Annotated in this window: 13 protein-coding genes and 1 pseudogene; 3 read left to right on the top strand and 11 right to left on the bottom strand. The window is 32.0% G+C overall.

Annotated elements, in window-relative coordinates:
* The first annotated feature begins 159 nt into the window (after nucleotides 1-159).
* The gene (locus CS898_RS06165) at nucleotides 160-1,200 is read left to right on the top strand and encodes a virulence RhuM family protein (RefSeq protein ID WP_099208489.1); all 1,041 of its coding nucleotides are present in this window, start codon (nucleotides 160-162) and stop codon (nucleotides 1,198-1,200) included.
* Between the two features lie 207 nt (nucleotides 1,201-1,407).
* Nucleotides 1,408-1,666 (top strand): annotated as a pseudogene (locus tag CS898_RS06160) (hypothetical protein); the annotation flags it as partial.
* Here the strand turns inward: CS898_RS06160 and CS898_RS06155 are convergent.
* The 10 genes from CS898_RS06155 to CS898_RS06110 form a co-directional block, all read right to left on the bottom strand.
* Nucleotides 1,641-2,360: a TatD family hydrolase gene (locus tag CS898_RS06155; protein WP_099208488.1), complete on the bottom strand. Its 720-nt coding sequence runs from the start codon at nucleotides 2,358-2,360 to the stop codon at nucleotides 1,641-1,643. The pseudogene CS898_RS06160 and the gene CS898_RS06155 overlap by 26 nt on opposite strands.
* A complete protein-coding gene (gene qatC / locus CS898_RS06150) occupies nucleotides 2,347-3,642 on the bottom strand; it encodes a Qat anti-phage system QueC-like protein QatC (RefSeq protein WP_099208487.1) in 1,296 nt (431 codons plus the stop codon). The genes CS898_RS06155 and qatC overlap by 14 nt, the downstream gene beginning before the upstream one ends.
* A gap of 1 nt (nucleotide 3,643) precedes the next feature.
* Complete coding sequence (locus tag CS898_RS06145) at nucleotides 3,644-4,387, bottom strand: Qat anti-phage system associated protein QatB (protein ID WP_099208486.1); 744 nt, start codon at nucleotides 4,385-4,387, stop codon at nucleotides 3,644-3,646.
* A 15-nt stretch (nucleotides 4,388-4,402) separates the two neighbouring features.
* Entirely contained in the window at nucleotides 4,403-6,214 is a 1,812-nt protein-coding gene (locus CS898_RS06140) for a KAP family P-loop NTPase fold protein (protein WP_099208485.1), read from the bottom strand.
* 38 nt (nucleotides 6,215-6,252) lie between these two features.
* Nucleotides 6,253-7,578 (bottom strand): restriction endonuclease, encoded by a 1,326-nt coding sequence (locus CS898_RS06135; RefSeq protein ID WP_099208484.1) that lies wholly within the window; start codon nucleotides 7,576-7,578, stop codon nucleotides 6,253-6,255.
* 12 nt (nucleotides 7,579-7,590) lie between these two features.
* The gene (locus tag CS898_RS06130) at nucleotides 7,591-7,893 is read right to left on the bottom strand and encodes a hypothetical protein (RefSeq protein ID WP_099208483.1); all 303 of its coding nucleotides are present in this window, start codon (nucleotides 7,891-7,893) and stop codon (nucleotides 7,591-7,593) included.
* Between the two features lie 18 nt (nucleotides 7,894-7,911).
* A complete protein-coding gene (locus tag CS898_RS06125) occupies nucleotides 7,912-10,419 on the bottom strand; it encodes a DNA cytosine methyltransferase (protein ID WP_099208482.1) in 2,508 nt (835 codons plus the stop codon).
* Nucleotides 10,409-10,630, bottom strand: a complete 222-nt coding sequence (locus tag CS898_RS06120) for a helix-turn-helix domain-containing protein (RefSeq protein ID WP_099208481.1) — start codon at nucleotides 10,628-10,630, stop codon at nucleotides 10,409-10,411. Before CS898_RS06120 ends, CS898_RS06125 begins: the two co-directional genes overlap by 11 nt.
* 69 nt (nucleotides 10,631-10,699) lie before the next feature.
* A complete protein-coding gene (locus CS898_RS09830) occupies nucleotides 10,700-10,927 on the bottom strand; it encodes a hypothetical protein (protein ID WP_099208480.1) in 228 nt (75 codons plus the stop codon).
* A gap of 29 nt (nucleotides 10,928-10,956) precedes the next feature.
* Nucleotides 10,957-11,463: a hypothetical protein gene (locus CS898_RS06110; protein WP_099208479.1), complete on the bottom strand. Its 507-nt coding sequence runs from the start codon at nucleotides 11,461-11,463 to the stop codon at nucleotides 10,957-10,959.
* Between the two features lie 289 nt (nucleotides 11,464-11,752).
* Between CS898_RS06110 and CS898_RS06105 the strand changes: the two genes are divergently transcribed.
* Complete coding sequence (locus CS898_RS06105) at nucleotides 11,753-12,493, top strand: GTP pyrophosphokinase (RefSeq protein WP_099208478.1); 741 nt, start codon at nucleotides 11,753-11,755, stop codon at nucleotides 12,491-12,493.
* 231 nt (nucleotides 12,494-12,724) lie between these two features.
* Here the strand turns inward: CS898_RS06105 and tnpA are convergent, their stop codons facing one another.
* A complete protein-coding gene (tnpA, locus tag CS898_RS06095; RefSeq protein ID WP_009430075.1) occupies nucleotides 12,725-13,183 on the bottom strand; it encodes an IS200/IS605 family transposase in 459 nt (152 codons plus the stop codon).
* Nucleotides 13,184-13,251: the final 68 nt, after the last annotated feature.

Here is a 13,251-nt window from a genome sequence, read left to right as displayed (position 1 = left end):
CTTCTTCCGCCATGCAGTTTATTTACGTCCAGAAATCTTTATACTATAATAGGCTTATAAGTCCAGTAGAAATCTAGGAATTTACATAAAATAATTAAGCTAGTCAATCAACCAACTAGAGCCTATTGTGTAAAATGGAATGAATACTTGGAGGAAACTATGCCTACAGAAAAACACAAGGAAATAAGATCATCTGCAGCTGAATATTTAACCTTTATTGCTGCTAGTGGCGATGACCAGGAAGCTATTGAGATTAGATATGAAGATGAAAATATCTGGCTAAGTCAAAAGATGATGGCAGCTCTTTATGATGTAAGTGTATCGGCAATAAATCAGCATCTAAAAAAAATATTTGACGATAACGAACTAGACGAAAATTCAGTTATTAAGAAATACTTAATAACTGCAAACGACGGAAAATCATATAATACAAAACACTACAACCTACAAGCAATTATTGCAGTAGGCTTTAAAGTAAATAACGAACGTGCCGTCCAATTTAGAAAGTGGGCAAACCAAATTGTAAAAGATTTTACAATTAAAGGTTGGGCAATGGATGATGAAAGACTCAAAAATTCTGGCACAAGGCTTACCAAGGATTATTTCGAAAAATTACTTGTACAAATTCGTGAAATTAGATTATCTGAGAGAAGATTCTATCAAAAAATCACAGATATTTATGCCACATCTTTAGACTATGATCCATCTGCAAAGGCAACAAAAAGGTTTTTTTCCGCTATTCAAAATAAATTGCACTATGCCATTCATGGGAAAACTGCAGCCGAATTAATTGTCGATAGAGCCAATCATAAAACTAAAAATATGGGACTGACAACTTGGGAAGGCTCCCCAGATTCAAAAATTCATAAATATGATGTAGGCCTTGCAAAAAATTATTTAAATGAAGAAGAATTAAATCAAATGCAAAGAATCGTCTCTGCTTATCTAGATATGGCAGAACTACAAGCCGAAAGACATATTCCAATGACTATGGAAGATTGGGAAAAAAGACTTAATGGCTTTTTACAATTATGGGATAAAGAAATCTTAAACGATGCAGGAAAAGTCTCTGCAGTTCTTGCTAAAAAACACGCAGAAAGTGAGTTTGAAAAATATAGAATTATACAAGACCAACTCTACAAAAGTGATTTTGATAAGTTCTTAGAACTTGAAGAAGATAGCAAAAAGTTAAAGGAATAAGTTCATAGGCCCTTATGACCTATCAGTTTAATCTTAAGTTTAAAGAGATGAAAAAGGAGCATTCCACAAGAGAATGCTCCTTTTTTATAGCAAAAATAAGCTTTAGGACCAAGATTATCCCAGTAAGTATCCCCTAAAAAAACCCGGGATAAAACTTTTGCCAGGGAAAACTCCCTGCAAAACCATCCCGGGACTGTAATTTATGGAAAAGAATATTATAGTGAACTTTCCGTCTACAAAATAGCTGCTAAAGAAATCTTAGAAAACTATAAAAACTACCAAACACAAAAGAAATACTATCAAACCTCGATAAATTGCAAGAAAAAAAGAACGCCCTTATGCAAGAGTATTCTTTGAATAAAGAGCAATTTTCCGATCTTGTTCAGTATAGGAAAACTATGAAAATTACTATGGAAAGGGGGTAGAGAGGCAACTACTTCCTATCCTAATATCTTCTTTGAATTAGCTTGAATTTGAATGGTAACATCCTCTAAGTTACTTTTTTTTATTTTTGCTATTTGAGTAATAGTGTCTTCTAAGATTTTATAATCATATCTTTTTTTACTTTCTTTTGTAAAAGGAGCATCTGTTTCTAAAACAATTCTATCTATAGGTACACTGTGAATTAAATCAGCACCTTTTTTTGTTGTTGTCATATCTAAATTGACAGATATATATATGTTTTGATTTTTCATCATACCATCTAGTAGTCTTTTAAGAGTTCCTGTGTACCAATGTAGAATATATATATTATTGTTGTTAATTAGTTCTTCAAATATAAAACCTTCAGCTTTTCTTGAGTGAATTGATATAATCTTACCATCACTTTTATTACACTCCTCCATTATTTTTCGAAATATTCTTAGTTGTTTTTCAAAAGATTCTTTATTTCTTTCAGAATTATCTAGACCTATTTCCCCTACGAACCTTGTCTTATACAAATTTCGTTTAAATTTTTCAAAATAATTGGGGTACTCTTCAATCAATTCTGGATGATAGCCTAAAGCTAAAAAATTATTTTTAGAATCTTTATATTTTTGATAGTATCTTTCAAACAAAACTGGTAAATTTGTCATAAACACTATTTTATTACCATTGTTTAACATTTTAAAATTGTCATTATATAAATCTGGATGGCAATGAAAATCAATCAACTTCATTCAAATCTACCTCATTAAATACTTTATTTAATTCTTCTATACTCCTATTATAAACGCCTGCAAACTCAAATAAGTTATCTGTTAATGGACCAGATTTCTGTATCTCAAATACCGCTCTTTTAGGATTATGCTTTTCAAGCATTTGTAAAAAAGCATTTCTGTTTAAGATCCCAGCTTGAGATTTTTCTAAGTTTTTATGTCTATACTCCGTTTCATCTTTCCCATAAGCTGATATTATAGCTGCTTTTCTAACTATGCAAGGTATACAATCTCCACAGTGTTTTGATGTCTTTTCTTTTTTAAATCTACCATTATCTGGGTGTGAGCAAGACATAGTATTAACATACTGCTCTTTTAGGAAGCTACTATTTTTACACTCTTTCATCATCTCTCCTTTAGTCTTGAATTGATATGGATTAATGATTTTAATATCTAAATTCATATTATTTATTAAAGTTTGTATTTTTTTCATGTAGTATGGGTGTGTAGTTCTTGTACTGCTGCTCCCAAACCTTGATCCAGATAAGGGAACATTTAAGGAGATGTAACCATTTTCAGGGATATATAGCTGAGTTTTTCTACCAAAAGCTGAGCCATAAACAATTGCATGCGAAAAAAACATAAAAGATCTTGTTCTAGTTGTATCTTCTTTTTTACCATTCCTAGCAACAACATATGATTGAACCTGATCTCTATCATCTAACTTATATTTATTCTTTACAGCTTTAAAAATATCATCTTGATAGCTTTTAGTCCCTTTTCCTCCACCGTAATGACTAACTAATAATATTGAAGAGGTTGAATCTTCGAGCAAGTCTATTGCTCCTATAAAAGAGTCTAAGCCACCTGAAAACATACAAATTTTGTCATAGTTCCTCTTATCCAGCTCTTTATACTTTTTAGATGAATAGTATATTTGCTCTTGATACACAGTTTTAGGTCTAAATTCAAAAGTCCAATTGTCACCACTTAAAAAATTCAACATATCAGTTACTAATACTTTTTGAGAGTTCCAAAAATCATTGTCAGATACAGGAACATTTAGTTTAATAGTCCTAGTCCAACCATCATTTTGAGTATCTCTTTTTACTATTCGATCGGCTACAAAAACAAAAATAGATAAATATAATAAATCAATGGCTAATTTTGAAAATTCTTTCTCTAACTTAATGTAATTATCCCAAAAATTAAAACCAATATCTTTTTTATTTGTTATATCTAGTTTTTCATCAAATCCTTCAGGAATATTATCAATTGATTCATTTGTACAATATATTCTCATTTTATTCCTCCATAATCTCTAAGCAAGAAGTTAAAATCTTATTAAATGAATCTTCGGTAAAATAGTCATCTTTATATGAGTTAAATCCCACCTCAACGCAAGCTTGAATATATTCCTTAACATCTCTTTCAATCCTAATAGCTTCTTGAATATTGCTACCCTTTTTTTCAAATGAGTATCCGTAATCAACTAACATTAATTGCCAAATTAATTCCCTAGTAAAATACTGAAGTAAGTATTTTGATTCAATTTCAGTTAAAGAATTTTTATCACCCAACAATAAACTCATTTCTTCCAAAGTGTTTACTGTAGCACTCCTTATAGCTATATCATCTTTTGATATAGAATTTTCTAAAACATAGTTTACCAAAAGCGATATAGACTCTTCGGTGGATTTATTTTTAAATTGATTCCCTAATGAAGCAATCGTAGTAGTAAATCCATTTTTTGTTATACTACTCAATAAATTAGAAAAATTACTCCCTGCGGAACTTATCCCTTGCCTTGATGAGAAAGCTTTAGCTCCACCATTTGCCCCAATATAATTACTGACAACTTTCTTCGAACTTCCAATGTTCCCACCAGAAGAAATATATTTACTCATGGATGTTTTGGCTGATGTCCAATTCGGCTTATCTAAATCTTTTTTATTGTCTTTGTCATCGTTATTTTCATCTTCTTGTAAAAAGTCATTTGGTAATAATGTATTCCCTTTTTTTCCCTTAAAAGAACTTGATGTACCCAATACATACCTCCATCTTTATTTATCATTCCAACTATTAGCAACTTTGCTCATTTCGCTACTTGCTGGTATTTCTAAATCTATTAGATTATTAGCGTACATCTTCATTGGTTTAGTCATATAGTTTATAGGCAACTCAGATATTTTTCTTACTACAAAATCTGCACACTCATTTCTTTTAGTGCTTAAATCGATTAAACCTTTAAATACGCCTAACCTCTTATCTTCAGGCTGTTTAATAAACTCTTCAGAAAGTTGCTCAACTATTAAGTTAAGTTCGACAGAAGAAAGATTATTAATATTTTCCTCAGCATTTAATTTAGCAATGTCATTCCCTGATAAATAAGCTCTAATAACTTGAACAGCATCGTTAGATAATGCTTTTCCGAATGTAATTGAGTCCAACCCTTTATTACGTGATAAGTAGAAATAAGGTTTGAGATCATGATCTATAAGATTGGGCTCTATTCTAACCCATTGCTCAAACCATTCATCTTTCCATTTTTTATCTATCTTTTCCTCTTTTTTTAGATTGTTTGCTTTAGATTTAATATTTTGATCTTCATAAGATTTTTTTTCATTCTCAATCTCTTGGTAATAACTCAAAATCTCATCTAATTTGTTCTCTTGTTGTAGCTGAATAAAATCTGTAAATATTGATGGTTTGACATATTGTAAGACCATTACCTTAACTAAAACCTGATCATCAATCTCAATGTTTTTTAATTCAGCAGTTCTTTTTCTTAATTCAAATTCATTTAAAAATCTTTTAAACTGTCTAGGATTACCATTTAATCCTGAATTTAAAAGTTCTGCTATCCTTTTTGCTAATGTAAAATTTTTAACTATAAGTGCATTGTCTTTGCTTTTTTTTGGTAAAGATACTCTTGATAATTTTTCTCTATATTGTTTGATCAAATCAATTTTTAATGATGAAAATTCGTCTTTATCTACTGTATTCTCGCTTAATAATAATGTTATATAAATCTCTGTTTCAGCAACATTCATTCTTGGAATACGCACTGGATATTGAATGATTTTTTCTAAATATTCTTTACCAATATCTATTTTTGAACCGCTATCCGATATATCTTCCGAGTATTTTTGCTTTATTGCATAAGCAATTTGTCTTTCATCTGCTCCATAGATAAAAGCTACTTTACCAGAAAACATAAATAGTCTCATCGCCTCAAAAAGTTCTAAAATCGTATCAGTGGAACATCTATCAATTTCATCTATATAAATTGCTACACGTGTAATGTCTGTTGTATCAATTAATTCTCCAAACTTTTCTCTGAACATTGAGATTTCATTTCTAATTTTCTCATCAGATGTTGCCTCAATATAATTATCTTTAACCGTGTTAATAAAATCTTTTATATTCTCAGACTGTCCAAGGATTAATTCTGATTTACTTGCAGATGGATTTGTACTAAATGTAGATAGTGCAGCAAAAAAACCTTTTGATATGACTGGTATTAAGTTTATATTTAACAAACTTTTCCTCAATCCTTGCAAGATTTCTTTTGCTTTATCCCCCAATTTTTTCTTTTCTTCTATTGAGTCTAAAAGATAGTTAATAATTGTTGTTTTAATATCATCGTAACCCTCAAACAACCATGCGTTGAAATTAACAATCAAAGCCTTATCATCTTGATCTTGCAACCTTTTTTGGCTTATTGACATAATGCTTGATTTTCCACTACCCCAATCGCCATACACCCCAATACTTGCTGGTAGTAAACTGTCTTCTAAAATTATATAATTTACTAAGTCTGCTATATATTCAAAATCTATATAGTCAATTTTTGATTCACTATCTTTCCACATTATATTTTTCACCTCCAAACCTTTTTGGTAACGGTTATTTAAATTCTATAATCAGTTTGTTCTTCTGCTACCATTTTAAAATCAATAGAATTTTCCAAATACTGTTGATTTCTATCTAACTTGTTGTCATTTATTAATTTATAATATTTATTATTACTAATATTATCTATGTAATAATAATCGATCTTGTCTATTATGCTTGCAAAGTCTAAATAACTTATAGAACTGAAGTCTTCTGTCTCAAGACCAGTATTTAATACAAATTTATAATCTTCAAAATCATAGAACTTATCCTCTTTCTCAGAGGTTAAATCTAGATATATTTTGGTTGATTTTGCAATAAGACATATATATTGAAAATCTTTATCTACATATTGTGTATTATTATTAGGATGAGCCATTGAATAATGTTGGTTTGGCGTTAGCATTATCAAGTTTTCAACATAATCTGCAATAGTTGGATAGTCTGATTGAGTAAAAATATGGTGTGCTTGAGTTGCATTTACCATCTCAGTTGATTGATATATTTCAGATTTTCCATTATACATACTATCATTAAATTTACGCATTGCTTTTTTAGCTTTATTTACTGTATAGCTAGCCATAGCTCTCGCTTGCAATTGTGCAACTGTTGGCTCATGTTCAGCTCTAGTAATTGACTTATCTTTACCACTTAGTTCATCTCTCCAGTTGGCACGATTATATTGCAAGTCACTTAGTGTAATGGTATTTTTAGAAATCCTACCTCTTTCAGTGCCTTGTTTTTTTAATTTAAAAGCAAGAGGATTTATGACTTTTGTAAAAATCCTGCCACATTCAGTTTCTCCATTTATTTTTGTATTGTTTATTGTAAATCTTATAAAAGTGTCCCTAACATCTTTATAGGATTCTTTAGTCTGTATCTTAAAGAACTCTTCAAAAGAATCCCAAATTCCACTGTCTTTTAAAACCTTAACTATATATTCATACAAAAAATTCAAAGCATTTGTCGGCCTTAAAGCAATTTTCTCTAATAACTCCCTATTATTTATAGAATAGTAATATCTGTTCTTCTCTTTTCTGACATCGAGAATCTTGCTATAACCTAATAGTTTTATAGGTTGTCCAAAATACTTGTCATATTCATTTCCAGCTTTTAATTCTGGATCAGGCTTTGAAAAGATAGAAATTACATTTTCTCTAGCATATTCACTATGCCATATATCAGAAACAGTAAATTCTTTAACATCATTTTCATCCACATACTCTATTATGCAGTCTGCAATTATTGAAGCTACATCATAAGTGCATTTCTGATCAATCCATCTAGCATCACCAGTTTTTCTAACATCGTAGTCATATTTATCTAAAAAGTTTTCATACATATTATAATACCTCTATTCTTTATCAGTTCTTTTCTTATGCTCCTCTCGTAATTCCTCACACAATTCTTTGCAATTAATTCTACCCTCAGCACCCAAATTGCCAGCAGTCATATTTCTTTTTAAACATTCAGGCACGCCAACTAATGTTTTAAAATGAATTCTATCTTCTGGGCCCCACGCTCCTTGAAACTGATTGTCTTCATGTATGTTAAAATCAACATTTTCAGATGTCAAAAGATACTCAATTGCCTCTTCCTTTTCTTTTAAATTTTTAAATTTCACTTGACCAAGCTTGCCATAAATTAATTTTTCCATATTTACCTCCATAAATATTTATAATTTTCTCCCAAACCAAAACACACTTGTTTTATCAATGTTTAATGAACGTGTTTGCTTATTTCTTGCTAATTTATAAAATTCCCTATACTCATCTGTTGAGAAATATCTCATTTGCTCATCATTAAGATGTTCATTATTTTTTGGTATTAATAATGCGATGGATCCATTTACAACATATCCCTTTTCTTTTTTCATTACTCTTGGCTTATAAGTCATATTAGGTGTCATATATATATCATCTCTATCCATAAATTTCTTTACTGTTAAATTTTCTAAGTCTTCCACATTTATATAAGAATCATAAGAATCAATATTTATAATTTCACTTCCGTCATCGCTAATATTTCTAGATTTTAATACTCTTACATATTCATTAGAATCTTGCATATTTTCCAATGTAGAATTCTTAGTTGTAATTTGCCTATCTCTAAATACGTCAAATATATTAAATTCCATATTTTCAAATATATTATCAAAAAACTCGTTCCTATAAATTACCCAATAAGGAAGTTTTTCGTCTGAAATATAAGATAACTTCTGTTTGAAAATAGTACTATCAGTAATTGATTTTACTATTGTATTTTGTCTTTTTAGCCTTGTATCTACCATCAAGTTTATAGTTTCAACAAGAACACCCTTAAAACCTAACTCCCCAAAGTCATATATATAGTCTATAGAATTCTCTTTTAACAAATTCCTTGTTTCTATAAACTCAGGCGTATTTAAGATGTTTTTAGGTAATATCAATGAAACATAATCAGAAATTCTCATTGCCTTTTCTAAAAACATTTCAGCCAAATTCTTAGTATCCTTATTATAATTATTTTCTAAATATTTCTTTAATATTTTGCCACTAACTTTAGCAAATGGAGGATTTCCAATCACTAAATCTATATTTAGATTATTAAAATCATAATTCAAAAAATCATCACAGATATAGCTAACATTAAAGTTGTCTGGAACATTATTTAATGATTCTAAAATTCTTAATATGTCCCCATCTATATCAATTAATATAAGATTTACTCGCTTTTTATCTTCATACTTTTTATAAAGAAGTTTCAAGAAGTTTCCAGCACCAACTGATGGTTCTACTATAGTTATTTCATCTTTTTCAAATTCTGGCAAATCCTCAATTATATGCTCTACTATAAATCTATTCGTATAAAAAGCTGAATGTGTTTGCCTTTTAGTATTTGCTATTTCTATTATTCTTAAATTTGTTGATTCTGTATATGTGCCTATATTATATTTTAAAAAATTAGTTAGATTGCTAATATCTTCTAATTTTTTGTCATCTATAACATCCAGAATCTCCCTATCCTTCAAGCTTTTTCTAAAAATATTTTCCTTTACCTTTTTAGCTATTTGCCTAAAAATACTTGTAGGAACAGCCTCTCCTATACTTTGTCTAATATTCATTTCAGTCTTCTTAGACATTTTTTTCTTATCTTCAATACTTAATGAATTTAATGCATCTAAAGATTCCTCTGTCCATTTAAAATCACTTGGTATTGTCATCATCTTCATAAGTTCTCTAATTGAAAATACTCTATCATCAATAGGATGAACAGTATTTTGACTAGCCAATTGATCATTTCTTGTGTGTATACAAGGAGCTACCTTATTAAATTCTTGCCTTGTATATTTATCAGCGTTTTTAGCTTTATTAAATACAATTTCTCCATCTATAACTCTATGAGGTATCTTCTCAGGATCGTTGTTTGCAAACGCTCCCTCTCCAGGTTTAAGATCTGATATCCATTTTCTCATCCTTTTAGGATACTCTCTAAAGCTATGAAAAAAGTCATTGTCATCATATTCTCCCCAATTTAAACTTTTCATATCGCCTATAACTTCAAACAAAGTCTTTTCTGGTCGATAATCTGGATATAGTTCTATAGGTACTACAATATCGGACAAATCCTTTCTAACACCGATAACTAATGTCCTAGTCCTTGATGAATTTGAGCCATAATTTTTAAAATTAATTACTCTCTTAGAAATTAAATAATTATTTGAAAGTTTTCTTTCAATCATTTCACCTATTGGAAGAATGGTTTCATCTTTTAAAGTGCAGCCTGTTTTCCAAAATGCAGCAACATTTTCAAAAATAAAAAATCTAGGATTAATATCTTTAACAATCTCAACGCTTTCAACTATTAAACTATTTCTTTGTAAATCGCTCTTATTTTTCTTGTGATTAGCTACACTCATTCCCTGACAAGGAGGAGTTGCAATAACAACATCAATGTTATCATTACCAAATTTTTCCCATTTTTTTATTTCATTTGAAATTTTATCTTTAGTTTCCTGCTTCTGGATGTCTCCGCTTATATATCCACTATCAAATTTACATTTTTTGTTTATTTTTTGAATTTCCAAACGCCTATCAATAATTTCATTCGTTGCTACACATTCAAAACCCTCTTGTTTAAATCCATAGCAACCAACTCCTGCTGATGAAAATAAAGAAATATAGGTAAGAGTATTATTTATCATTTATTTTAACTCCATTTTTATATTCAATAATATCTCCAATATCACATTGGAAATACTCACAAATCTTTCCTAATGTTTCCAAACTTACATTTTCGTCTTTTCCCATTTTTGCTATTGTCTTGGGTGTAGTTGCGATTGCACATTGTAAGTCTGTTTTGTTCATATTTTTATCTATTAATAACTTCCATAATTTATTATATGAAAATCCCATATCATTCTCCAATTCTATATTTTACCTTTCTAAATATATAGATTTACTACCTAATTATAGCATAAATAATCATTTTCTTTCAATCTCCCGTATCTCTTTTACTATCTTTTCTACTGTTCCCTCATCAATTTGGGACAAATACTTTCTAGCTTTTAATTCAAGGCCTTTTATTTCCTGACTAAATCCTTTGCTCTGATACTTTGCTTCCACTACAATAAATCGCTCACCCTCACCGACATGGACCCAATCTAAATTTTCTATACCAAACCAAAAAAAGGCTGCTAGCAGAATGACCATGCCATTTGCTAGCAGCCTTTTACTTGCCCTTAGAGGTCAAAGACCTGGCTGGGCTTTTCTATATAGGTAATCTTTTGGTCAATCCTGGCTCTGAGGACATGCTGAGTCTCCTGGTCCCCCTTCTTAGTAACAAAGATCAGGTCGTAGCTGTCATCATCTGGGTCCACTCTTTTAACAGAAACCAGGTCCACCTGATCCAGGCTCTTCTCTCTTAGGGGGAAGTAGGGGTAGTCCCCATTGGCCACCATCCTCTCCAGGGCCTCTTGGGTCATGACTTCCTTAAAGGGGTCATAGAGGGCGGGCAGGTCTTGGTCGGCTTCTTGGCTTAGGTCTCCATCCAGGCTAAGGACCTGGCCTGCCTGGCTAAGGTCTTTTTCCATCTGCTGCCAGTCCTCTTCCTTAAAGTCCAGCTGGGCCAGGTAGACCTGGGCAAAGTCTTGGGCCAGGGCTTGGGCTGGGTCTTGGGTCTTTTTGGGGCCACAGGCCACCAGGGTCAGGGCCAGACCTAGTAAGGTAAAGATAGCTATTCTTTTCATAAGATTCCTCCCTTGTTTTACTTGTTACAAGTTACAATATGGGCTTTCCTCTTTTCTTGTCCTTCTACTATTTGCTAAGTCCATTTTCTAGGCCCACTTAAACTAGCTGGGCCTTACTTGTCTAGTTTCACTTTCTTAATAATCATTATAGCATTGATTTTGCCTTAAACAAAGGCTTCTAGGCTCTTGGCGATTGATTTGATATTTAAAATCCAAGTCGAAAGGGTTTATTTCCTGACTAAATCCTTTGCTCTTTGGGTATCAATGTTAGGAAAAGGAGAGGATAGAATTGATCTTATACCGCAACACCAACTTGTCCATTGACGAATTAAAGGACCGTTTGGAAAACCAGGCTCTTTTTGACCCTGATTCCAGCCAAGCCTTAGATACCAAGGAGCTTTTAAGCAATGTGACGGGCTGGTTTGAAACCCAGCAACTCTACAATGGTGCTCTCAAGGAAATCAGCACCAAGTTGGAAATTCTAGACGAAGAATTTCAAATGAACTACACCTATAATCCAATCCACCACATGGAATGTCGCTTGAAGTCCATGCATAGTATTATTGAAAAGATGAACCGGCTCCATATCCAAAAGACCATCCCTTCTATGCGGGAACACATTACGGATATTTCGGGGATCCGGGTTATTTGCCGCTATCTCCACGATGTCTACATTATCGAAAAAATGCTCTTGGCCCAAGATGATGTGACCTTTATCCGGCGGAGGGACTATATCCAAGAGCCCAAGGAGTCGGGCTACCGCAGTCTCCACCTCCTGGTGAAGGTGCCGGTCTTTTTGTCCAAGCGTAAGGAGTCTGTCCCGGTGGAAATCCAGCTCAGGACCATTCCTATGGACTACTGGGCCAGCCTAGAACACGACCTCCAATACAAGAATACCAGCAAGGACAAGGAAATCCACCACAAGGAACTCAAGGCCTGTGCCCAAAGCTTGGCAGAAATTGAAGAAACTATGCAGGGCATCCACCGGGCCACGGTGAACTTGGAAAATTTTTCCCTGCCCCTGTCTTAGTTGATCTTGGCCTAGTGTCATGGTCTTTATAAAAAGCAGAAGGCCCTCTTCCCTTCTGCTTTTTTTCTGTCTATTATCATTTTTAGGCAATCATAACCACCCGTAAAACGGGTGGTTTGATCACGGGCTATAAGCCCAAGTATTACCAACCAGCGTCTCAAGGCGCTGGTTTTCACTTTGTTCAAACCTTATTGTTTTTGCCTCTTTAGCCTGCCCTTAAAGGGCTTTACTTCATCTTCTCTTGAATGGATCTTCGTATTCTTTTACACTTAATTTATCCATTGCTATGTCGTGTTGCTCTTGCTCTCTTATATACTTTGCTATTGTTTGTTCATTCAATCCTACCGTACTTACATAATATCCCTCTGCCCAAAAATGTCTGTTTCCAAATTTGTATTTTAGGTTTGCATGCTTGTCAAACATCATTAGTGCACTTTTTCCTTTCAAGTATCCCATGAAACTTGACACTGATATTTTTGGGGGAATACTAACTAGCATATGCACATGGTCTGGCATTAAATGTCCTTCTATTATTTCGACTCCTTTATATTTGCATAATGTTCTAAATATTTCTCCCAAACTGTCTCGGTATTGATTAAAAACAATTTTTCGTCTATACTTTGGTGTAAAGACAATATGATATTTACACATCCATTTTGTGTGTGATAATGAATTTGCCTTTTGAACCATTTAAATCACCTCTTCATTATTTTAGGTCTGAACAACTCTATTATAATACTGAGGTGATTTTTTGGTAT

Origin of the sequence: Urinicoccus timonensis, assembly GCF_900232945.1 — a bacterium.
GTDB classification, from domain to species: Bacteria; Bacillota; Clostridia; order Tissierellales; family Peptoniphilaceae; genus Urinicoccus; species Urinicoccus timonensis.
Note: the sequence above shows the minus strand (reverse complement) of the source record. Positions and strands in the feature narration are given on the sequence as shown.

Bases quoted from the DNA above. Each gene is read 5' to 3' on its own strand.
- CS898_RS06165 (WP_099208489.1), top strand. From the start codon at position 160: ATGCCTACAGAAAAACACAAGGAAATAAGATCATCTGCAGCTGAATAT.
- CS898_RS06155 (WP_099208488.1), bottom strand. From the start codon at position 2,360: ATGAAGTTGATTGATTTTCATTGCCATCCAGATTTATATAATGACAAT.
- qatC (WP_099208487.1), bottom strand. From the start codon at position 3,642: ATGAGAATATATTGTACAAATGAATCAATTGATAATATTCCTGAAGGA.
- CS898_RS06140 (WP_099208485.1), bottom strand. From the start codon at position 6,214: ATGTGGAAAGATAGTGAATCAAAAATTGACTATATAGATTTTGAATAT.
- CS898_RS06135 (WP_099208484.1), bottom strand. From the start codon at position 7,578: ATGTATGAAAACTTTTTAGATAAATATGACTACGATGTTAGAAAAACT.
- CS898_RS06130 (WP_099208483.1), bottom strand. From the start codon at position 7,893: ATGGAAAAATTAATTTATGGCAAGCTTGGTCAAGTGAAATTTAAAAAT.
- CS898_RS06125 (WP_099208482.1), bottom strand. From the start codon at position 10,419: ATGATAAATAATACTCTTACCTATATTTCTTTATTTTCATCAGCAGGA.
- CS898_RS06120 (WP_099208481.1), bottom strand. From the start codon at position 10,630: ATGGGATTTTCATATAATAAATTATGGAAGTTATTAATAGATAAAAAT.
- CS898_RS09830 (WP_099208480.1), bottom strand. From the start codon at position 10,927: ATGGTCATTCTGCTAGCAGCCTTTTTTTGGTTTGGTATAGAAAATTTA.
- CS898_RS06110 (WP_099208479.1), bottom strand. From the start codon at position 11,463: ATGAAAAGAATAGCTATCTTTACCTTACTAGGTCTGGCCCTGACCCTG.
- tnpA (WP_009430075.1), bottom strand. From the start codon at position 13,183: ATGGTTCAAAAGGCAAATTCATTATCACACACAAAATGGATGTGTAAA.